A 21,916-nucleotide genomic window follows, 5' to 3' on the forward strand; every position below is an offset into this window, starting at 1 on the left:
CGACCGAGCGGACCGCCCGCGCGAACGGACCGACGGGCTCCCCACACCTTGACCGTTTTCCTCACCAGAAAGGGATCATCGTGCGCATAGACCTGGTCGTCATCGGCCTGGGTTACGTCGGACTGCCGCTCGCCCTGGAGGCCAGCCGCTCCGGGCTGGCCGTCACCGGCCTGGACCTCGACGAACGAACGGTGGCGGGGCTCAACTCCGGCACCTCCCACATCGATGACATCGACGACGCCTCGGTCGCCGGCATGTGTGCGGCGGGCTTCACCGCGACGACCGACGAGCGGGTGATCGCGGACGCCGCCACGGTGGTGATCTGCGTGCCGACCCCGCTCTCCCCGCACGGCGGGCCCGACCTCGCCATGGTGGAGAGCGCCTGCGCCGCGGTGAGCCGGAACCTGCGGCCCGGGACGCTGGTCGTCCTGGAGTCCACCACCTACCCGGGCACCACCGACGAGATCGTCCGCCCGATCCTGGAGCGCTCGGGGCTGACCGCCGGGGCCGACTTCCACCTGGCCTTCTCCCCGGAACGCGTCGACCCGGGCAACCGGCACTACGGGATCAAGAACACCCCGAAGGTCGTCGGCGGGTACACCCCCGCCTGCACCGCCGTCGTGGCCGGCTTCTACAGCAAGTTCGTGGACAGCGTCGTCCAGGCCGCCGGCACCCGCGAGGCCGAGATGGCCAAGCTCATCGAGAACACCTACCGGCACGTCAATATCGCCCTGGTCAACGAGATGGCGGTGTTCTGCCACGAACTCGGGATCGACCTGTGGGACTCGATCTCCTGCGCGGCCACCAAGCCCTTCGGCTTCCAGGCCTTCCGGCCGGGCCCCGGTGTCGGCGGCCACTGCATCCCGATCGACCCCAACTACCTGGCGCACAAGGTGCGCACCCTGGGCTACCCGTTCCGGATGGTGGAGCTCGCCCAGGAGATCAACACCCGGATGCCGCGGTACGTCGTCGAGCGCGCCCAGCACCTCCTCGACCGGGCCGGCAAGACCCTCAGCGGGGCGCGGGTGCTGCTGCTCGGCGTCACCTACAAGGCCGACATCGCCGACCAGCGCGAGACCTCCGCCCGGGACGTGGTCAAGCGGCTGCGCGCCCTCGGCGCCGAGGTGTCGTACCACGACCCCTACGTGCCGCGGTGGGAGGTCGCCGGGGTCGCCGTACCCGCCGCGACGGCCGAACTGCCCGAGGCCCTGGCCCAGTCGGACCTGGCGATCCTCTTGCAGCACCACAGCGCCTACGACATCGAACTGATCGGGCAGCAGGCCCCGCTGCTCCTCGACACCCGGGGCTCCGCGCGCCCGCAGCCCCATGTGGAACGACTCTAGGACCGGCCGGCCACCGGACAGCCGCACCGCCGGCCGCACCGCCCCCGCCTGCCCTTCTCCACCTCCGTTGATTCTCCCTTTCCACCTCCGCTTCCTTATTTCAGGAGTAACTCCATGTGCGGTATTGCCGGATGGGTCGACTTCTCGTGTGACGTGGCCCAACACCAGGACATCGCACAGGCGATGACGGACACGATGGCTCGGCGCGGGCCCGACGCGGAAGGACTCTGGCTCGGGCGGCACGTCGCGCTGGGGCACCGGCGGCTCTCCGTGATCGACCTCGAAGGCGGTTGCCAGCCCATGGCCGCCGAGGAGGGCCCCGGCGCCCGCGCCGTGCTGACCTACAGCGGCGAGACCTACAACTTCCAGGAACTGCGCAACCAACTCGCCTCCCTGGGGCACCGGTTCAAGACCCGGAGCGACACCGAGGTGGTGCTCCGCGCCTACCTGGAGTGGGGGCCCGACTTCGCCACCCGGCTGGAGGGAATCTTCGCCTTCGCCGTCTGGGACCTGGACCGGGAGGAGCTGATCCTCGTCCGGGACCGGATGGGCGTGAAGCCGCTGTACTACGCGACGACCCCCAGCGGGGTGCTCTTCGGCTCCGAGCCGAAGGCCATCCTGGCCCACCCCGCCTTCGAGGCCGTGCTGGACGCCGACGGGCTGCGCGACATCCTGTCCGTCGCCAAGGTGCCGGGCCACGCGATCTTCCGCGGGATGCGGGAAGTCCAGCCCGGCTGCACCGTGCGGGTGAGCCGCTCCGGCGCCGTCGAGCAGCGCTACTGGCAGCTCCAGGTCGGCGAGCACACCGACACCCTCGACCGGACCATCGGCACCGTGCGCGAGATGCTCGAAACCATCGTCACCGAGCAGATGGTGGCCGACGTGCCACTGTGCACCCTGCTGTCGGGCGGCCTGGACTCCAGCTCGCTCACCGCGCTCGCGGCCCGGGTGACCCGCAGCCGAGGGCTCGGCCGAGTCCGCTCCTGCTCCGTCACCGACCCGGACCCGGCGGGCGCGGCCGGCGTCCACGGCAGCCAGGCCAACGACGACCAGTTCTACGCCCGGCTGCTGGCGCGGCACGTGGACTCGGACCACAGCGAACTGCCGCTGAGGGCACCGGACCTGCTCGCCCCGGCGCTGCGCTCCTCCGTCCTGGCCGGCTACGACCTGCCGATCGCCAAGGGCGACGAGCACGCCTCGCTGCACCAGCTGTTCGGCCTGGTGCGCGGACACTCCACCGTCGCCCTCTCCGGGGAGTGCGGCGACGAGGTCTTCGGCGGCTACCGCTGGCAGCGCGACCCCGACGCCGTCTTCTCCCCCACCTTCCCCTGGGTGCACGAGGGCCGGGCCAACTACCAGGGCAATGAGGTGATCTTCGCGCCCGACCTGCTCGCCAAGCTCGACCTCGCGGCCTACGAGCGCGACTGCCACAGCGCCGCGGTCGCCGAGATCTCGGCGGGCGAGCACCTCGCCGACCCCGCGGAGGCCCGCTACCGGGAGGTCACCTACCTGGCACTCACCCGCCACGCCCAGGTGCTGTTCGACCGCAAGGACCGGATGAGCATGGCCACCGGACTGGAGGTCCGGGTGCCCTTCGCCGACCACCGCCTCGTCGAGTACACCTTCAACATCCCGTGGGCCATGAAGAGCTTCGACGGCCGGGAGAAGAGCCTGCTGCGCGCGGCCATGAAGGACCTCCTCCCGGAGGCGGTGGCCCAGCGCGTCAAGACGCCGTACCCCTCCATCCGGGCCGAGGCCTACAACCGGACGCTCCGGGAGCGGCTCGCGGAGGTGGTCCGCGCGGACGGCGGCCCGCTGGCCCCGCTGTTCTCGGCCGAGCTCAAGCAGGCCGTCGCCAAGGAGGGGGCCGCCGCGCTGGAGCAGGGCATGAGCCGGGCGGCGCTGGAGACGGCGCTCCAGCTGGACGACTGGCTGCGGACGTACGACGTGCGGCTGGCCCTCTGAGGAACGGCCCTCCGGAGTACGCCCTCCCGAAGTACGCCCTCCGAGGCCGCCGACGCCGTGGATCCTCACGGCCTCGGCGACCCGGGCGGCGGCGCCCCGGAGGACGGCCAGGAGGATGACCAGGTTGGTCACCTGGTGCCACCTCCTCCGGTGCCACCCGGCGGCGGCTCGCTGAGCACGGCCCTCTTGGCGCGGTACTCCTCGGCGTCGATGTCGCCCTCGGCGTAGCGGCGGCCCAGGACGGCCAGCGGGTGCTCCGCCGCACTCACGGCCCCGGCCCCGAACCCGCAGCCGTGCCGCCGCCAGACGGTGCGGCGCAGCAGCGCGACGACCAGGACCACCACGGCGATCCAGACCAGTGGGATCAGCAGGATCCACGGGCCGGGGCCGGTCCAGGCGGCCAACTGGGTGTACATGGTGTTCAACTCCTCGGTGGTGGGCCTCCAAGACCTCGGGTGGTTTCCCGAGATGCCTAGAGCGTCCCGCCGAGGAGCCTCATCACGCGTCCTACCAGCAGCGACAGTTGGGATACTCCCGGGAGAGTACGAACCGCCCGCGACACGCAGCACCGGGAGCAACCTCCCGAAGGCGAAGGCCTCCCGGAAGCGGCCGCCCGAAACCGGCCGCCCAGGGCTCCGTCAGCCCAGCCAGCCCGGCCGCACCAGCCCCGACTCGTAGGCCAGCACCACCAGTTGCGCCCGGTCCCGCGCGCCGAGCTTCATCATCGCCCGGCTGACGTGCGTCTTCGCCGTCAGCGGGCTGACCACCAGCCGCCGGGCGATCTCCTCGTTGGACAGGCCCATCCCGACCAGCGCCAGCACCTCACGCTCCCGCTCGGTCAGCATCGAGATGTCCGAGAGCCCCGCCGGCACCGCCTCGGGCGCCTTCGACCGGGCGGCGAACTCGCCGATCAGCCGCCGGGTGACCCCCGGCGACAGCAGCGCGTCCCCCGCGACGGCGACCCGGATCGCCCGCAGCAGGTCGGCCGGCTCGGTGTCCTTGACCAGGAAGCCCGCCGCCCCCGAGCGCAGCGCCTCGAAGACGTACTCGTCCAGCTCGAAGGTGGTCAGCACGACCACCCGTACGGAGGACAGCGCCGGATCCTCGGCGATCCTCCTGGTCGCCTCCAGCCCGTCCATCCGCGGCATCCGGATGTCCATCAGTACGACGTCCGGCAGGAGTTCGCGGGCGAGCCGCAGCGCGGCCTCGCCGTCGTCCGCCTCGCCGACCACCGTGAGGTCGTCCTGGAGGTCCAGCAGGGCACGGAAGCCCGCCCGGACCAGCAGCTGGTCATCCGCCAGCAGTACCCGAATCAATCGCTCTCCGCCTTCGGTGTCGGCAGCTCCGCCCGGACCCGGAAGCCGCCGTCCGGCAGCGGCCCCGCCGTGATGGTGCCACCGAACGCCGCCGCCCGTTCCCGCATCCCGACCAGCCCGCTGCCCGAGCCGCCGGCGTCGCCGAGCACCGCGGGCCCCGGATCCTCCACCCGGACCACCAGCACGGACGGGTCCGTCCAGTCCAGCACCACGACCGCCTGCCGGGCCACCGAGTGCCGGACCACGTTGGTGAGCGCCTCCTGGACGATCCGGAAGGCGGTGAGGTCGACGGCGGCGGACAGCGCGCGCCGCCGGCCGCGCTCCAGCACCTCCGCCGTCAGGCCCACCTTGTCCGCCTGCTCGGTGAGTTCGTCCAGCCGGTCCAGCCCGGGGGCCGGCCCGCGCGGCGGCGCCCCGGGCCCGCGCAGCGTCGCGAGCACCTGGCGGACCTCGCCGAGCGCCTCCTTGCTGGTCGACTTGATGGTGACCAGCGCGCTGCGGGCCTCCTCCGGCCGCCGGTCCAGCAGGGCGAGCGCGGCTCCCGCCTGGACGTTGATCAGCGACAGGCTGTGCGCCAGGATGTCGTGCAACTCCCGGGCCATCCTGAGCCGTTCCTCGTTGGCCCGCCGCTCCTCCAGCTGCTGCCGGTAGGCCCGGTGGGCGGCGATCCGCTCGCGCCGGAACCGGACCAACTCACCCCCCGCCATCACCAGCAGCAGCCAGGCCAGCAACCCCAGCTCGGCAGGCCAGACGCTGCCGGACGGCGGGGCCGCGCGCTGCCAGCTCTCCGGCAGCGCGAAGGTGCCCAGCAGGTGCACCAGGTAGACCCCGCCGGCGCCGGCCCAGGCCGCCCCGCGGTGGCCGGAGCCGATCGCCACGCAGCAGGCGATCAGCCAGCTCGCGAAGGCCGGCCCGTACGGGTACCCGGCGGCCAGGTACCCGGCGGTGACCACCGAGGTGCCGGCCACCACCGCGACCGGCCGGCGGCAGCGCAGCACCAGCAGGGCCGGCCCGAGCAGCAGCAGCAGGTAGCCGAAGGCGTCCAGCGGGACCCGCCCGTGCTGGTTGTGCCCGGCGAAGGTCGAACCGACCACCTGGACCAGCGCGACCGCCGCCGCCAGCCCCAGCGGGTACCCCGCCCCGGCCGCGCGCGCCCACGGCGGGCGCCACGGCTCGGGCGGTTCCTCCGGCGTCCGGCCCGGCAGCTCGGGCGGCGGCCGGCCCGGCGGCTCGGCCGGCTGGGACGTGGGCGGCATCATGCCCACAAGCTAGACCCGCGCCCAGCCTCCGCGCGTCCTCCACCAGTGGCGTTCGGGCGTACTCCCGCTGAAGTACGCCCGCCCCACCGTTCTCAGCCCCCGGCAGCAGCCCCCGCAGCAGCCGTCCCCCAGCCGCCCCTCAGCCGCCCCTCAGCCCTCCGCGGCGGCCTCCGCGGCGGCCTTCGCCCCGGCAGCAGCCTCCGCCTCCTCGAAGGTCGCCGAAGCCTCCGGCCGCGCCAGCGTGACCACCAGCTCCCCGTCACTCACATCCGCGACCAGCGTGTCCCCCTCCCGGACCGTCCCGTCCAGCAGCAGGTTGGAGATCCGGTTGTCCAGCTCCGACTGGATCGTCCGGCGCAGCGGCCGCGCCCCGAACTCCGGCTGGTAACCCCGGTTGACCAGGTACTCCTTGGCCGCCTCGGTGACCTCCAGCCGGACGTCCTGGGCCCGCAGCCGGCGCCGGCTGCGCTCCAGCAGCAGGTCCACCACCGACAGCAGGTCCTTCCGGGTGAGCGCGTGGAAGACGATCACCTCGTCGATCCGGTTGAGGAACTCCGGCCGGAACTGCACCCGCAGGTCGCGCATCAGGTCGTCGCGGATCTCGTCCACGTTGCCCGCGTGGTCGAGGATGCGCTGCGAGCCGATGTTGCTCGTCATGATCACCACGGTGTTGCGGAAGTCGACCGTACGTCCCTGGGAGTCGGTCAACCGCCCGTCGTCCAACACCTGGAGCAGCAGGTTGAAGACGTCCGGGTGCGCCTTCTCCACCTCGTCGAAGAGCAGCACGCTGTACGGCTTGCGGCGCACCGCCTCGGTCAGCTGCCCGGCCTCCTCGTAGCCGACGTACCCGGGCGGGGAGCCGACCAGCCGGGAGACGGTGTGCTTCTCCTGGAACTCGCTCATGTCGAAGCGGATCATCCGGTCCGGGTCGCCGAACAGCAGCGCCGCCAGCGCCTTCGCCAGCTCGGTCTTGCCGACGCCGGTCGGCCCGAGGAAGAGGAAGGAGCCGGTCGGCCGCTCCGGGTCGCCCATCCCGGCCCGGCCGCGGCGCACCGCCTGGGCGACCGCGGTGACCGCCTCGTCCTGGCCGATCACCTTCTGGTGCAGGTGCTCCTCCAGCTTGAGCAGCCGCTCCCTCTCGGTCGCGTTCAGCTCCGCGACCGGGATGCCGGTCCGGGAGGAGAGCACCTGCGCGATGTCGTCGGCCGTCACGTCGACGACCTCCTCGCGGGACTCGGCGATCGCCGCCAACTCGTCCTCGGTCTGCCGCAGTTCGGTCTTCAGGTTGGCGGCCCGGACGAACTCCTCGTCGGCCACAGCCTCGTCCAGCTCCCGCTTCAGCTTGGTGATCCGGTCCTGCACGCCGGTCGCCGCGGTCGACCCGCTCAGGCTGCGCAGCCGGACCCGCGCACCGGCCTGGTCCAGCAGGTCGATCGCCTTGTCCGGCAGGAAGCGGTCGCTGACGTACCGGTCGGAGAGCGTCGCCGCCGCGTCCAGCGCCTCGTCGGTGAACCGCACCTGGTGGTGCGCCTCGTACGCGTCGCGCAGCCCCTGGAGGATCTCGATCGTCTCCTCGACGCTCGGCTCGGGCACCAGCACCGGCTGGAAGCGGCGCTCCAGCGCGGCGTCCTTCTCCACGTGCTTGCGGTACTCGTCCAGCGTGGTCGCGCCCACCACGCTCAACTCCCCTCGGGCGAGCGCCGGTTTGAGGATGTTTCCGGCGTCCATCGAGCCCTCGCCGCCGCCCGCGCCGACCACGGTGTGCAGCTCGTCCAGGAAGAGGATCACGCTCTTCTCGGCCTCGGTGACCTCGTCGATCACGTTCTTCAGCCGCTCCTCGAACTCGCCGCGGTACTTGGATCCGGCCACCAGCGCGGTCAGGTCGAGAGTGACCACCCGCTTCTCCTTGAGGCTCTGCGGCACGTCCCCGGAGACGATCCGCTGGGCCAGGCCCTCGACGATCGCGGTCTTGCCGACGCCCGGCTCGCCGATCAGCACCGGGTTGTTCTTGGTCCGCCGGGAGAGGATCTCGACGGTCTGCTCGATCTCCTCGGCCCGCCCGACCACCGGGTCCAGCCGGCCCGAGCGCGCCTGCTCGGTCAGGTCGCGCCCGTACTCGTCCAGCGTCGGCGTCTCGCTCGGGTGCGCGCCCGCACCGCTGCGCTCACCACCGGGGCCGCGCCCCTCCAGCACCGACTTGAGCGCCTCCTGCGAGGGCGCCGCGTTGCGCAGCGCCACCCCGGCACCCGAGCGCTCCTGGTCGAGCAGCGCGCCGAGGATGTGCTCAGGGCCGATGTACGAGGCACCGACCGCCTGCGAACGGGCGTGCGCGGCGAGCAGCGCGCGCTTCGCCGAGGGGGTGAGCGCCGGCCTGCCGTCCGCCTCCTCGGCGGTACCGGACGGCAGGGCGTGCTCCAGGTCCCCGGAGAGCCGGTCCGGGTCGATGCCGGCCCGCTCCAGCATCCGGCGCGAGGGGTCCACCCGGGTGGCCGCCCAGGCCAGGTGCGCGGTGTCGAGGTCACTGCAGCCGTCCTCGGCCGCCCGCCGCGCGGCCAGCGCGAGCAGTTCCTGCGAGGACTCGCTGAGCAGCCGCCCGATCGGCACCCGCTGCACGGCGGGCGGGGAGGCCAGCGGGCTCATCCCGAAGAACCGGCTGAGCAGGTCGGAGAACGGGTCGTTCGATCCGAACGGGGGCATGGTCACAGCGATTCACCTCTCCCAAACGGTTTGCAGCCACACAAACACAGGCCGCTCGGCCCCGCCCGTCGAGGCGGTCCGGGCTCACCCGGTGACCTGGTCCAACAACACGCCACCGCTGTACGTCACCAGCATCGCCAGCAGCCCACCGGCGACGTTGCGCATGATCGCCCGCGCCGGGCCGGCACCGCCCAGCCGCGCGCTCGCCCAGCCCGACAGGGTGAGCGCGGCCACCACCGACAGCACCGTCACCGGCAGCCGCCACGACTCCGACGGCAGCAGCACCGCCAGCAGCGGCACCAGCGCGCCCAACGTGAACGCCGCCGCACTGGCCAGCGCCGCCTCCCACGGATTGGTCAACACGTCCGGGTCGATGCCGAGTTCGGTCTGCGCGTGGGCCGCCAGCGCGTCCCGCTCGGTCAGCGCCACCGCCACCTCCCGGGCCAGTCCGTCCGCCAGCCCACTGCCCCGGTAGTAGTCGGTCAGCTCGTCCAGCTCCCCCTCCGGGTCCTCCGCGAGCTCCCGCCGCTCCTGCGCCAACGCGGCCCGCTCGGTGTCCCGTTGGGTGCTCACCGAGACGTACTCGCCGGCCGCCATCGACATCGCCCCGGCCAGCAGCCCGGCCACCCCCGCCGCGAGCAGCGCCGTCCGTGAACCGGCCGCGCCCGCCACCCCGGTCACGATCCCGGCCGTCGACACCACGCCGTCGTTGGCCCCCAACACGGCCGCCCGCAACCAGTTCAGCCGCGAGGACAACTCCGCACGCGACTCCCCGACCTGCCCAGCCATCCGCCCACCACTCTCAGGCCCCGGTACGCTCCCCCCGATCCTCACCCGCCTCCTCCACCCCCGCCACCCACAGCCCCACGCCCACCCGCAGCCGCGCCTCCCGACCAGCCGACCCGGCCCCGAACGCCGCGCCGGCTGCCTGGAACGCCGCCCTCTCCGCCGAACTCGGCCCGCTCGGCATCACCGCCCAACGTCATCTCCCCTGGCTCCCTCAAGGACACCGACTTCTTCCGCGGCGCGATGCCCCCGACGCGCCGCACCGCCCTGATCGCCGAAACCACACCAAGCGCCCCGGCACCCCGCCGAAGTCGGCCACTTTCCTCGCCTTCCCCGACGCGCGGCTGGGGCGACGTGGGAGGAGACCGGGTACGTCTTCACCACCCGGACCGGTCGGCCGATCGAGCCGACCAACCTCTACCGCTCGTTCGTCCGGGTGTCCTCGGCAACATGGACCGGCTGCCCAAGCGGCGCCGCTGATGTCAGCCCGAGACGTCAAAAGGCCCGCAGCATGATCGCTGCGGGCCTTTTTCGCCGGTGGGCGCGGACGGTTTCGAACCGCCGACATCTGCTTTGTAAGAGCAGCGCTCTACCACTGAGCTACGCGCCCCCTGTCGTGGCCTGGTGGGCGCACGACGAGTGCCTAGGGTACCTGGTCCCGGGGGGTGGTGGGGGCCGGGTGGTTGGTGGGGCGGCGGAAGGGGGCGTGGGACGGGGTGGGAGGGGGTGCCGGGGCGGCGGGGGGATCGGGGAGAATGGGGGCTGGATCAGCGGGTCGGAGCAGGGAGCGCGCAGTGACGGTGGCCGGCGGGAGCGGGCGGGGGCGGCGTCGGGCGGGGAGTGCGCTGGCCGATGCCTTGGTGTTGCCGGTGGCGTTGGCGGGCGCGATGGGGGCGGTCGTGCTGGCGTCGGCCGGGAACGGCGGCTGGTGGGGCCGGCGCGGCGGCGGTGAGGGCGGACGGGCGCAGGCTCGGGAAGCCCGGGCGGCGGCGCAGGAGGCGTTCTACGAGCTGGAGGAGACCCAGCGCGAGGTGCAGCTCGCGGTGGAGACCGTCCGGGCGGCCGAGGAGGGCCAGACGGCGCAGCGCGCGCTGGCCGATCTGGCGGCGATCTCCGGCCGGGTCGACCAGGTCACGGTGAACTACCTCGCCGCCCTCGACGCCCACAACCTGGACAGCGAGTCCCTGGACGCGGGCGAGGCCGCGCAGGCCAAGCGCCGGCTGGACGACGTGAAGGGCCAGCTCGGCTCGGCCCGGGCGGAGCTGAACGACTTCCTGCGCCGCCTGCAGCCGACCGTCCAGCATGCCGAGCAGCAGCTGATGCGGGTCACCCCGGCGGTCGAGCAGGCCAAGCGCGCGCTGCTCGCCGCCAGCAACGCGCTGGACGAGGCGCGCGGCGCCGGCCTGCGGGCGGACGACCTGGCCGCCCGGCTGGCCGAACTGGCGCCGGAGCTCGGCCGGTTGAACGAGGGCCCGGCCCGGCACGGGGTCGCGGACACGCTGCGGCGCGCGGACGACGTGAAGCAGCGCGCCGAGGCGATCGCCGCCGACGCCGGGCAGCTGCCGGAGCGGGCGCGGGAGATCGATCGGCGGGTGGCGAGCCTGCGGACCCGCATCCAGGCGCTGGAGACCAAGGCCGAGACGGTGGCGCCCGCGCTGAGCGAGCTGCGCCGCCGGTTCAGCACCGCCTGCTGGCAGGACCTCCAGCGGGTGCCGGACCAGGTCGCCGAGGCCGGCCGTGCCGCCGAGCGCAAGCTCGCCGAGGCCGCCCGGGCCCGGGACGAGCAGCGCTGGGCGGACGCCACCGCCGCGATCGGTACGGTCCGCGCGCTGCTGGAGACCGCCGACGGCTCGGTGCTCGCGGTGAACGACCGGCTGCGGCAGCTGAACGAGGTGCAGCACGACCCCAGCCGGGAGGTCGAGCGGGCCCGCTTCGCCATCCGGGACGCGCAACGGCTGGCGATGGCCGGGCGCAGCGCGCCGGACCCTCGGCACGCCGCCCCGCTGGACGAGGCGGTGGCCCGGCTGGACCGCGCGGTGGCCGCGCTGGAGGCGGCCGGCCGGCACCCGGACTACTGGCACTTCCTGACCGAGCTGGCGGCGGTGCGGGACACGGCGGCGCGGGTGATCGGGATGATTCGCGGCGATCTCGGCCACCAGCGCTGAGACCGGCAACGCTGAGACCGGCAACGCTGAACCGGCAGCGCGGGCACCGGCAGCGCGGGGAACGTCAGCGCGGGGAACGTCAGCGCTGAAACCGGCCATCCGGGCCGAGACCGGCTGGCAGCGCCGAGCGCGGTCGGTACGCTGCCGGTATGCCACGCTACGACTTCCGCTGCCGCTCCTGCGGCGCCACCTTCGAGCTCCGCCGCCCGATGGCCCAGGCCAACGACCCCGCGGTCTGCCCGCAGGGCCATGAGGACACCGTGAAGCTGCTGTCCACCGTCGCCGTCACCGGCGCGGCCGGCGGCGCGCCGCAGCAGGCCCCGAGCGGGGGCGGCTGCTGCGGCGGCGGGTGCTGCGGCTAACCGGACACCGTCGAAACCTCGGCGTCACCCAAGGCGCCCAAGGCGCCCAAGGCGCCCAAGGCGCCCAAGGCGCCCAAGGCGCCCAAGGCGCCCAAGGCGCCCACGGCACCGAAAGCAGCCGGGGCCTCCGAAGCAACGGCCAGGAATCGCCTGACGATCTCCTCCCCCGCCGTCACCCCCACCTCCGCCAGGGCGGTGACGCCGGGGGCCGTCCAGCCGCTGTCCGCGAGCTCACCGTGCCCCGGGCGCCAGCCCGCGTCCGCCGCGAGCAGCAGGTCCGCGTCGAGCAGCGAGTCCCCGGCGGCCAGTACGGTCGGCGCACCACCCGGCTCCGCACCACCCAGCTCCGCGCCGCCGCGCCGCACCACCTCGGCCAGCGCGGCACTCTTGGTGAGCGGCACCGGCACCGCGTACACCTTCCGCCCCTGGAGCGAGACCGCCCAGCCGCGCTCGGCGCACCAGCCGGTCAGCTCCGCCAGCCAGCCCTCCGGCAGCTCGGCCCGCTCGACCACCAGGTAGGCGAACAGCTCGTCGGCGACGCTCCGCTTGCGCGTCCACGCCGGGTCGGCGCACTCGGCGAGCCGCCCGACCACCTCCGCCAGCGGGGCCGAGCCGACGGCGATCCGCCCGGTGATCTCGGCCCGCCAGTCCCCGTCCGGGGCGCCGTTCACCAGCAGCTGCCCGCCGTTGGCGCAGATCGCGTACGCGGGCACCCAGTCCTGCGTCGGGCCGGGCAGGCGGACCCGCCCGTACTGCTCCGGCGTCCGGGTGGTGGCCGGGACGAAGCAGGCCCGCCGGGCGAGTTCGGCGAGCAGCTCGGCGGCCCGCTCGGTCATGAAGGACAGCGGCCGCCCCTGGTACTCCTCGACGCAGCGCAGCCGCGGCGCGGGCCGAACGGACACGTCCAGGGCCATGGCCCGCTCGGAGTAGATCAGCGTCCGGTCGAGGTCGCTGGCCACCAGAACACCCATCAGGAATCCCTCCCCTTGCTCTCCCGCACGACGTTCTCCCGTACAGCGTTCTGCCGCACAGCGTTCTCCCGCACGACGTTCTCCCCCACGGCGTTCTCGCACGCCACACTCCGCCCGTCGCCCCCGGTCGCCCCCCGGCTGTAGCGGGGGTGGATCAGGCCGACGCACGTGTACGGCAGACCGTCCACCTCCTCGACCACGACGCCGCGCTGGGCGGCGAGCAGCCGGACGTGGTCGAGGTCCGCGCCGGCGCCGCGCCGGGCGAGGATCCGCCAGGGGACGCGGCGCAGCAGCACCCGGGTGGTCTCGCCGACGCCCGGCTTGACCAGGTTGACGTTGTCGATGCCGTACTCGGCGCTGATCCGCTCGACGGCGGCCCAGCCGGCCCAGTCGGGCGCCCGGCCGGGGGCGGTGGCGAGCCGCTCGGCACCCTGGACGGCCGCGTCCCACACCTCGCCGAAGTGGGCGGCCACCGCGTCCAGGAAGTCCGCCGAGACGTCGTTCCCGGCCAGGTCGGCATAGTGCTTGGCACCGTGGAAGTCGTCCGGGCCGATCAGCCCGGACCGCAGCACGGTGCGCGAAACCAGTCCGGAGACCGTGGAGTTGAGGCAGGCGGACGGGATCAGGAAGTCGTCCCGGGTGCCGTACGTCCGCACGCAGCGGCCCGGGTCGGCGAGCACGGCGAGGTCCGGGTCGAAGCCGGTGCCGGCCAGCGCGTCGGCGAGTTCGCGGGTGATCGCGCCCTTGCCGGTCCAGCCGTCCACGAACACCACGTCCGACGCCCGGTGGTGGGCCGCCAGGTACCGCAGGGCGACCGGGTCGATGCCGCGGCCGCGCACGATCGAGACCGCGTAGTGCGGCACGGACAGGCCGTGGGCGAAGGCCAGCCAGCGGCGGATCAGGATGCCGACGGGCGTGCCGGCCCTGGCCAGCGAGGCGAGCACCAGGCCGGGGCCGCGCTCGCGCAGCAGCGTCTCGGCGACGGTGCCGACGCCGAGCGCGATCCGGCTCGCGGAGCCGCGCAGCGCCTGGTGGAACAGCTCCTGGTACTCGGGGCTGGGCTGGTACTCGACCGGCAGCGACTCGGCGTAGTGGGCGCCGCCGTTCTGGACGGCTTCCTCGCGCTCCTCGGTCGGGGCCTCCAGCGCGACTCCGGAGAGGTCCTTGAGCAGCCAGGCCACCTCTTCGGCGGGGTACGAGGAGAACGCCGGTCCGTACAGAGGAGCGGGCAGCGGACGTGCCGGCCGGTGCGAGGGCAGCACCGCGAGCACCACCTGCCCGGTCACCTGCCGCAGCTGGCCGAGCAGCGCCCGCTCCCCCCGGTGCAGCGCCGGGGTGTCGGCCACGTCGTCGACCACCAGCACCACCGCGTCGAAGCGCCGCGCCGGGTCGCTGCCGGGGGCGACGTTGTACGCGTAGCGTTCGCGCGAGCCGCCGTCCTGCGGGTCGTCGTGGGCGGGGAAGGCGAGCCGGGTGCGGATCGCGTAGCCGGGGTCGTCGACCGCCAGGACGGGCGAGCGGGTGGTGGTGGAGAACCGGACGCGGTCGCCGCCGAGGCGCTCGGCGAGGGCGTCGGCCAGGCGCAGCGGCGCGTACATCAGCTCCTCGAAGCCGAGCACCAGCACCCGCTGGGCCCCGGCGGGCAGCGCGTCGGCCAACTGCCCGGCGAGCCGGGGCAGTACGGCGTCCAGCCGGTCGCGGTCGCGGGCGGTGAAGCCGTGCCGGCCGCCGTCCGGGAGCCCGGCGGGCCAGTCCAGCTCGACCCGGACCAGCGGCGCGGCGCCGCCCGCCGGGGGCGCTTCGACCGTCGCCGCCTCCGCGATCAGCCGCCCGGCCCGGGCCACGACGTCCTCGGGCAGCTCGACGCCGCCGCTGGCGGTGGCCACCAGGTCCAGCCGGGCGCCGAGTTCGGCGGCGGCCTCGTCGAGCCGGCGCCGGTCGGCGGCGGAGCGCAGGTCGACCAGGGCGACCACCACGTAGTGCCCGCGCGGGTGGCGGGCGTGCAGGTCGCGGATGGTGTTGAGCACCGTCCGCCCGGTCGAGAATTCGTCGTCGACCAGCACCAACGGTCCGTCCCCGTCCAGCAATTGGGGGTCCGACGGGAGCAGCAGGTGCGAGGTGGCGTGCGAGTGCTCCTCCTCGAATCCGCCGAGCGGCGCCATCCCGGGCACCGGACGGCGGGTGGAGTGGAGGTAGGGGGCCTCCAGGCCGTCGGCGACGCTGTGGCCGAGGCCGGTGGCGGTCTCCGCGTAGCCGAGCACCACGGCCCGGGAGGCGGCCTCGGCGCCGAGCAACTCGCGGACGCGGCGGCCGAGTTCGAGACCGGCTCCGTGGACCACCGAGGGTCGCTGCGGCACGTGTTTGCCGAGCACGTTGGAGACCAGCAGGTGAGCGCGCTTGGGGTTGCCCGAACGCAGCGCCAGGCCGACGAGTTCGGGAAGGCGCTCGGAGCCGGTCAGCGCGATCCCGGCCCGGTCGGCGACCCAACGGCCGGTCCACGTCTGCGGTATTGCTGTCACTGCTGGTCCTGCCTTCGATGGTGCGTTGGTGCGTTGGTGCGTTGGTGCATTGCTGCATCGGTCAGAGAGAACGGGTCGGAGAGAGCGGGGGCAGAGAGAACCGGTCACCCGCACAGGCAGGCCGACAGCAGCTCCGCGAAGCTCACGTCCTCCCGGGCCACGCCGAACACCTCCGCCCGCAGCAGCACCCGCTCCGCCCAAGCCCGGTGCGGCCGGGCTTCGTTCATCTTGTTGGTGTACGCCGAGCGCAGTACTCCGCCGCCGCCCTGCTCCTGTCGGAGGATGTCGCGGGCGTCGCAGTACTCCTCGTGCGTGACCACGGAGAGGGCGTGCACGGCGGGCACATGGCTGGGGTGGATGCAGGTCTTGCCGAGCAGGCCGTTGGCCCGGTCGAGTTCGACCTCCCGGATCAGCCCGTCCAGGTCGTGCTCGATGATCCGCCGGCGCACCTCCTCCCCGGAGGCCCGAAGCGCCCCGCCCCCGCCCCCGCCCCCGTCGAACCCGAACGGCGTCCGGCGCAGCTGCGGCTTGAACATCCGCTCCTGGACCGGGAAGTACTCCCAGACCGGCCCGGTGACGGTGTACCCGGTGCCGTCCGCCCGGCCGAGCACGTTGACCACGTCCCCGATCACCGCCGCGACCAGCGCCACGTCGTACGCGGTGAGGTCGGGCGAGCGCCGCAGGCCGTACGCGGAGCACAGGTCGGTGACCCCGAGCCGGACGGCGAGCACCCGCTCGCGCTGGTCGGCGAGCAGGTCGGCGATGCCGAAGAGCTGCTCCCGCCTGGTCTCCAGGTGGGCGAGTTCGGGCGACTCCAGGACGGGCATGGCGAACAGCCGGCGCCCGGTCGCGGCTTCGGCGGCGGCGAGCGCGGCCAGGTACTCGCCGCCGTTGGCGGGGGTGAACTTCGGCAGCACGAAGCCGCTGAGCAGTTCGACGGCCGGGCCGAGCCGCTCGGCCAGGTCGAGGATCTGGGCGGCGGCTCGGACCCTGATGAAGAGCAGGGGGTGGCTCTGTGTACAGTTGGTGAAATCCTTGACCAGGTCATTCAGCTGCTCGACCAGGTTCCGTTCGCCCGCGTCCACCTCGTGGTCGGCGATCGCGTCCTCCAGGCAGAGCACCATCGACACCACGCCCCGACCGGCCAGTTTGCGGATGTCGGCGGCCAGCGCGGGCCTGGTGGCCGGGCTGTAGAGGGTGCCGCCGAGGGCGGTGGCGAGCACCGCCGGCTCGCTCCGCGCGGTGAACGCGCGCGGCTGCTCCAGGAAGAGCCGACCGCGTACGTCCTCGGCGAGATGGCCGAAATGCCGCAAGGTGCTCTCCTCCGGGAAATGGACGGGCCCGCGGCCCGCTGCCGATGACGCCCTGGTCAACCGGCCTGCCGGGCGCCACGGTTCCCGGAGTGCGCCGCCGCGGGACGCCCCCGCGCCGACCCCCCCGGGGACCGTTCGACCGTCCATCGTACGGACGGGATCCGGGCGGTCCCGGTTCCCCGTCACTGAACTCCCGGAACATCCCGGTCCACTTGAACGATCATGGGAGCGGCGCCGGCGAACCCCGGAAGTGACGGCACCGAACGCGGAAACGACGGCCGCAAACCTCGGAAAGCGCAAGTCTTGGCAAAGTCCGACTCGGCGCGGACCGGTCCGGTCACGTTGTCCGAAGGGGTGGCGAACAGGCAGGATGGTCGGCTATGACGCACGTGATGGCCAAGGGCGCCAACATCGCACTGCCGGCGGCGGCGGTCCGCGCCGTGCTGCGCTGGAGCGCCACGCCCGGTGCGCCGGACGTGGACGCGTCCGCGCTGCTGCTCGGCGCGACCGGCAAGGTCCGCTCGGACGCCGACTTCGTCTTCTACAACCAGCCCCGCCACCCCTCCGGCCTGGTCCGCCACCTGCCCAAGCAGCAGACCTCCGGCGGCGCCGAGATCATCGACACGGTCGAGGTCGAACTGGGCAAGCTGCCCGTCGAGGTGGACCGCGTGGTGCTGGCCGGATCCTCCGAGGGCGGGCCGTTCCGCGCGGTGCCGGGGCTGCGTCTGCTGCTCTTCGACGCCACGGCCGGTGAAGGCGCGCCCGCGCTCGCCGAGTTCGGGATCGAGGACCCCGAGAACGTCACCGCCCTGGTCGCCGGCGAGCTCTACCGCCGCTCCGGGAGCTGGAAGTTCCGGGCGATCGGCCAGGGCTACACCTCCGGCCTGATCGGGCTCGCCACCGACTTCGGCATCACCGTGGACGACGAGGCGGAGGACGGCGCCGGCCAAGCGCCCGGGCCCACCGCCACCCCGTCCGGCGGGTTCGACCCGCGCAGCGCCCCGATGCCGGACCCGCGCTCGACCACCCCCGAGCCGGGCACCTTCACCCTGGCCCCGGCCGTCCCGCAGTCGGCTCCCGAACCGGCCCAGCCCACCCAGCCGCCGGCCACCCAGCTTCCGGCCGCCGCGAGCGCCACGCCCCCGCCGCCGCCCACCGCCCCGCCGACCATGCCCCCGCCGCCCACCGCGCCGCCGAGCCACCAGCCGGGCACCGGCTACGGCTACCCCCAGCAGCCCGCCACGGGGTACGGCTACCCGCAGCCCAACCAGCCCGCCGGCGGCTACGGCTACCCCCAGCCGGGCACCGGGTACGGCTACCCCCAGCCGAACCAGTCCGTCCCTCCGCAGCAGCGCCCGGCCGGCGGCTACGGCTACCCGCAGCCCGGCACCGGCCAGCAGCCGCCCGTCCCGCCGCAGCCGCCGACGGCCCAGCCCGCCACTCCCCCCGGCGAGGACTTCGCGCTGCCCCCGCAGGGCCCGCAGTTCCAGCCCCGCTGACGCCCCGGCGGGGCCTCCCGACCAACCCCGGCAGGGCCGCCCGAGCACCCCGGCCCCGGCCCGGGCCCCGCCGACAGCCACCGCACGCGGACCGTCAGTCCCCCTTGTACCCGCGCTGCCACTGCATCCCGAACCCGTACAGCCGGTCGATGTCCGCCTGGAACCCGTTGACGTACCGCACCTCACGGCGCACCGTCAGCTGGTTGTCCCCCGAGTTCTCGATCAGCACCACCGCGCAGGAGCGCGCCGCCCGGGCCCGCTCCTCCAGCTTGATCTCGATCCGCGGCCCGGTCTGCGGCACGATCGTCAGCACCGCGTGCGACTGCTCGAAGGCCGGCGTGCCGTCGTAGATGTAGACGAAGATCAGCAGCCGTTTGAACTTGTCCTTCTTCTCCAGGTTGACGTACATCGTCTCGCCGGACGGCGCCCCGTACTGGTCGTCGCCGCTGAGCTTGATGTACGGCGGGTTCTGGAGGTCGCCGAAGAGCCCGCCGAGCGGCTGCACCACGCCCGTGCTGCCGTCGGAGAGTTCGTACAGGCAGGCCAGGTCGAGGTCGACGTTGGTCGGCCCGCCGCTCGAGGCCGAGTCCGGATCCTGCGGCCGCAGGATCCGCGGGCTGAAGAACCGTTTGACGGAGTCCCGGGTGCTCGGCCGGGACGGGCCCCCGGCGCTCATCGTCCAGTGCAGGTTGACGTACAGGTAGCCGGTGGTGGCGGCCGACCCGGTGATCGCGTGCTGCGGGGACGACTTGGTGAGTATGACCTTGTGCTGACCTCCGGGGTTGTCGAAGGTGTAGCTCCTGTCCCCGCGCAGGTACTCCCAGATCGAGACCATGCCGTCCTCTCCCCCTGCTCCCGCCAGGCGGCCTGACGGTCCGCCGACCAATGATCGGGCATCGGCCCGGCCGTCGGATACCCCGTTCACCCCCTTCGCTACCCAACCGGGCCAGACCGGCGGGTCGATTGGCGGGAGCCGACCACCCTCCCGTAACATGCCGCCCCTTCGGACGCGATATCGTCTAGCCGCACAGGTGTCCCGTCCGCCCCTGCGCGGGTACGGCGGGTGCGCCGTGCGGCGACGAACGAACCGTCAGGCAGTGCCCGCACGGCTGGTCCTGACCGCCTGTGTCGCGATGTGATCCTGTCCCCTGCGGAAACCCGAGGCCCGACCCGCAATGAACCTGACCTCCATACAGCTGGTCTGGACCGTCGTCGGCGGCGCAGCCCTGCTGTTCGTCGCCGTCCTGATGGCGACGCTGCGCTTCAAGAGCTCGAAGAAGGACGCGGCCGGCGACTCCTGGGAGCGCAGCGAGGAGCGTCGCCGCCGCAAGGAGATGATCTACGGCATCTCCTCGTACACGCTGCTGTTCTGCTGTGCCGGTGTCGCCGCCGCCCTCTCCTTCCACGGCCTGGTCGGCTTCGGCAAGGAGAACCTGGGCCTGTCCGGCGGCTGGGAGTACCTCGTCCCGTTCGGCCTGGACGGCGCCGCGATGTTCTGTTCGGTCCTCGCCGTCCGCGAGGCCAGCCACGGTGACGCCGCGCTCGGCTCCCGTCTGCTGGTCTGGGTGTTCGCGATCGCCTCGGCCTGGTTCAACTGGGTGCACGCCCCGCGCGGCGTCTCGCACGACGGCGCCCCGCAGTTCTTCTCCGGCATGTCGATCTCGGCGGCCATCCTGTTCGACCGGGCGCTGAAGCAGACCCGCAAGGCCGCGCTGCGCGAGCAGGGCCTGGTGCCGCGTCCGCTGCCGCAGATCCGCATCGTCCGCTGGCTGCGCGCCCCCCGCGAGACCTACGCGGCCTGGTCGCTGATGCTGCTGGAGAACGTCCGCAGCCTGGACGAGGCGGTCGAGGAGGTGCGCGAGGAGCGCCAGGCGAAGCTGGACGCCAAGGCCCGCGCCCGTACCGCCGACCGCCGCGAGCGGGCCGAGCTGAAGGCCATCTCCCGCCAGGGCGGCATGCTCTCCCGGGGCCGCGGCGGCCGCCAGGTGCCCGCCCTCACGACCGCCGGAGACGGCCCGAGCGCTACGGAGCCTGCCCTAGCCGCGGAGTCCGCAGCCTCCACCTCGACCTCCCCCGAGCCGACCGCCCTCGACTCCGCCCGCCGCCCGCGCGCCGCCGTCGGCTCCTCGTACTCCTCCTCGCTGTCCTCGCCCTCCGCGCTGTCCTCGTCCTTCGATACCGGGTCGTCCCGCAGCGGCTCGACCGTGGACCTGACAGCCGACGACGACACCCTCTCGATGCCGAAGCTGGACTCCCTGGAGCGCAAGCTGCGCGCGATCGAGCAGCAGCTCGGCTGACCAGGTTCTCGGCCGACGTCCCGGACCGCACCGGGCCACGAACACCGAACGGCCGCCCCCGGAACCCCGGGGGCGGCCGTTTCGCGTACCAGGCCGTCTCGCGTACCAGACCGTTTCGTGGATCAGACCGTTTCGTGGATCAGACCGTTTCGTGGATCAGGCGTTTCGCCTGCCAGGCCGTCTCACGCACCGGTCGGCGGACGGCTACTTGCCCGCGCCGACCAGCTCCGGCTCCTCGTCCGCGCCCTCACGCCGGTTGCGCACGACCGACGAGCCGAGCGCCAGGCCGATGAAGGCGACACCGATCAGGCCGGTGACGATCTCCGGGATGTGGTACTTGATCCCGACCAGCAGGATCGCCGCCAGCGCGCCGATCGCGTAGTGGGCGCCGTGCTCCAGGTAGACGTAGTCGTCCAGGGTGCCCTTGCGGACCAGGAAGACGGTCAGCGAGCGGATGTACATGGCGCCGATGCCGAGGCCCAGGGTGATCTGGAAGATGTCGCTGGAGATGGCGAACGCGCCGACCACGCCGTCGAAGGAGAACGAGGCGTCCAGGACTTCCAGGTACAGAAAGAGGAAGAACGCCGCCTTGCCGGCGACCTGCATGATCGGCTTGCCGGCCTTCTCCGCCTCCTCCTCGCGCTCCTCCTCGGCCTCCAGGCCCGACTCGAAGATCGAGGACAGCCCGTTGACCGCCAGGTAGGTGACCAGGCCGAGGACGCCGGCCAGCAGCACCGTCTCCGCGTGCTCCTCGGCGAAGAAGTTGGCCGCGAGCACCAGCGAGACCAGGGCGACGATGCTGGAGAAGGCCTCCAGCTTGCCGACCTTCTCCAGCGGGCGCTCGATCCAGGCCAGCCAGTTGTACTCCTTCTCCCCCAGGATGAAGTCGAGGAAGATCATCAGCAGGAAGACGCCGCCGAAGGCCGCGATGGCCGGGTTGGCCGCCTCCAGGTACTGGCCGTAGGTGAGGCCGGCGTGGGTCTTGTCGGAGTGCAGCGCGAGATCGACGACCGTCGCGGGGTTGAGCTTCGCGGTGAGGCCGACGACCAGCAGCGGGAAGACCAGGCGCATGCCGAAGACCGCGATCAGCACGCCGACGGTCAGGAAGATCTTCTGCCAGTACGGGTTCATCCGCTTCAACACCGTGGCGTTGACCACCGCGTTGTCGAAGGACAGGGAGATCTCCAGGATGGAGAGGATCAGCACGATGCCGAAGCCTTGGGCTCCCCAGAGCAGTCCGGCCGCGACCAGGCCGATGGCGGTGATCGCGAACGACCAGCCGAATGTGCGGAGGAACACGGGAGTTGGCTACCTTTCGGGTTCTGGCCGTGCCGGGAGCGGCCTCGTCCCGAGGCGGCCCCGACCGGGCCGGGCCCGGTCAGGTCACCCCCGCACTGCCTTCTGTTCTCATCATCAAGGCGGGT

General features: G+C 73.2%; 16 protein-coding genes and 1 tRNA gene. 6 read left to right on the forward strand and 11 right to left on the reverse strand.

The annotated features are described in order from the left end of the window. Nucleotides 1-80: 80 nt before the first annotated feature. Nucleotides 81-1,343 (forward strand): nucleotide sugar dehydrogenase, encoded by a 1,263-nt coding sequence (locus QWJ13_RS06105; protein ID WP_316521001.1) that lies wholly within the window; start codon nt 81-83, stop codon nt 1,341-1,343. Between the two features lie 114 nt (nt 1,344-1,457). Further along, nucleotides 1,458-3,308 carry an asparagine synthase (glutamine-hydrolyzing) gene (asnB, locus tag QWJ13_RS06110; RefSeq protein ID WP_316521002.1) on the forward strand — a complete coding sequence of 617 codons (1,851 nt, stop codon included), beginning with the start codon at nt 1,458-1,460 and terminating at the stop codon, nt 3,306-3,308. A 128-nt stretch (nt 3,309-3,436) separates the two neighbouring features. Here asnB and QWJ13_RS06115 read toward each other — a convergent pair whose 3' ends face one another. The 6 genes from QWJ13_RS06115 to QWJ13_RS06140 all read right to left on the reverse strand — a co-directional run bounded on the left by QWJ13_RS06115 (nt 3,437) and on the right by QWJ13_RS06140 (nt 9,976). Beyond that, nucleotides 3,437-3,724: an SHOCT domain-containing protein gene (locus QWJ13_RS06115; RefSeq protein ID WP_316521003.1), complete on the reverse strand. Its 288-nt coding sequence runs from the start codon at nt 3,722-3,724 to the stop codon at nt 3,437-3,439. 222 nt (nt 3,725-3,946) lie between these two features. Beyond that, a complete protein-coding gene (locus tag QWJ13_RS06120; RefSeq protein ID WP_316521005.1) occupies nt 3,947-4,624 on the reverse strand; it encodes a response regulator transcription factor in 678 nt (225 codons plus the stop codon). Continuing rightward, entirely contained in the window at nt 4,621-5,883 is a 1,263-nt protein-coding gene (locus QWJ13_RS06125; RefSeq protein WP_316521006.1) for a sensor histidine kinase, read from the reverse strand. The genes QWJ13_RS06120 and QWJ13_RS06125 overlap by 4 nt, the downstream gene beginning before the upstream one ends. Nucleotides 5,884-6,033: 150 nt before the next feature. Next, entirely contained in the window at nt 6,034-8,580 is a 2,547-nt protein-coding gene (locus tag QWJ13_RS06130) for an ATP-dependent Clp protease ATP-binding subunit (protein ID WP_432277453.1), read from the reverse strand. Between the two features lie 84 nt (nt 8,581-8,664). Further along, nucleotides 8,665-9,369 carry a VIT1/CCC1 transporter family protein gene (locus tag QWJ13_RS06135; protein WP_316521008.1) on the reverse strand — a complete coding sequence of 235 codons (705 nt, stop codon included), beginning with the start codon at nt 9,367-9,369 and terminating at the stop codon, nt 8,665-8,667. 535 nt (nt 9,370-9,904) lie between these two features. After that, nucleotides 9,905-9,976: transfer RNA gene (locus tag QWJ13_RS06140), tRNA-Val, on the reverse strand. A gap of 145 nt (nt 9,977-10,121) precedes the next feature. Between QWJ13_RS06140 and QWJ13_RS06145 the strand changes: the two genes are divergently transcribed. After that, nucleotides 10,122-11,531, forward strand: coding sequence for a coiled-coil domain-containing protein (locus QWJ13_RS06145; RefSeq protein WP_432277434.1), 1,410 nt, complete (start codon nt 10,122-10,124; stop codon nt 11,529-11,531). A 149-nt stretch (nt 11,532-11,680) separates the two neighbouring features. Next, nucleotides 11,681-11,893 carry an FmdB family zinc ribbon protein gene (locus QWJ13_RS06150; protein WP_316521010.1) on the forward strand — a complete coding sequence of 71 codons (213 nt, stop codon included), beginning with the start codon at nt 11,681-11,683 and terminating at the stop codon, nt 11,891-11,893. On the opposite strand, the gene QWJ13_RS06155 is transcribed toward QWJ13_RS06150, so the two are convergent. The 3 genes from QWJ13_RS06155 to QWJ13_RS06165 all read right to left on the reverse strand — a co-directional run bounded on the left by QWJ13_RS06155 (nt 11,890) and on the right by QWJ13_RS06165 (nt 16,696). Continuing rightward, nucleotides 11,890-12,864, reverse strand: coding sequence for an HAD family hydrolase (locus QWJ13_RS06155; protein ID WP_316521012.1), 975 nt, complete (start codon nt 12,862-12,864; stop codon nt 11,890-11,892). The genes QWJ13_RS06150 and QWJ13_RS06155 overlap by 4 nt on opposite strands. Next, a complete protein-coding gene (locus QWJ13_RS06160) occupies nt 12,864-15,383 on the reverse strand; it encodes a phosphoribosyltransferase (protein WP_316521013.1) in 2,520 nt (839 codons plus the stop codon). The genes QWJ13_RS06155 and QWJ13_RS06160 overlap by 1 nt, the downstream gene beginning before the upstream one ends. 104 nt (nt 15,384-15,487) lie before the next feature. Then, on the reverse strand, nt 15,488-16,696 hold the full coding sequence (locus tag QWJ13_RS06165) for an HpcH/HpaI aldolase/citrate lyase family protein (protein WP_316521014.1): 1,209 nt from the start codon (nt 16,694-16,696) through the stop codon (nt 15,488-15,490). A 380-nt stretch (nt 16,697-17,076) separates the two neighbouring features. Between QWJ13_RS06165 and QWJ13_RS06170 the strand changes: the two genes are divergently transcribed. Continuing rightward, the gene (locus tag QWJ13_RS06170; protein WP_316521016.1) at nt 17,077-18,195 is read left to right on the forward strand and encodes a TerD family protein; all 1,119 of its coding nucleotides are present in this window, start codon (nt 17,077-17,079) and stop codon (nt 18,193-18,195) included. 94 nt (nt 18,196-18,289) lie between these two features. Here QWJ13_RS06170 and QWJ13_RS06175 read toward each other — a convergent pair whose 3' ends face one another. Next, nucleotides 18,290-19,030, reverse strand: a complete 741-nt coding sequence (locus QWJ13_RS06175) for a Tellurium resistance (RefSeq protein ID WP_316521018.1) — start codon at nt 19,028-19,030, stop codon at nt 18,290-18,292. A gap of 340 nt (nt 19,031-19,370) precedes the next feature. On the opposite strand from QWJ13_RS06175, the gene QWJ13_RS06180 reads away from it, so the two are divergent. Next, nucleotides 19,371-20,492, forward strand: coding sequence for a DUF2637 domain-containing protein (locus QWJ13_RS06180; protein ID WP_316521019.1), 1,122 nt, complete (start codon nt 19,371-19,373; stop codon nt 20,490-20,492). A gap of 204 nt (nt 20,493-20,696) precedes the next feature. On the opposite strand, the gene QWJ13_RS06185 is transcribed toward QWJ13_RS06180, so the two are convergent. Next, nucleotides 20,697-21,791, reverse strand: coding sequence for a DUF475 domain-containing protein (locus tag QWJ13_RS06185; protein ID WP_316521021.1), 1,095 nt, complete (start codon nt 21,789-21,791; stop codon nt 20,697-20,699). Between the last annotated feature and the right edge of the window lie 125 nt (nt 21,792-21,916).

The sequence above is a fragment of the Kitasatospora brasiliensis genome, assembly GCF_032654805.1.
Lineage (GTDB): Bacteria > Actinomycetota > Actinomycetes > Streptomycetales > Streptomycetaceae > Kitasatospora > Kitasatospora brasiliensis.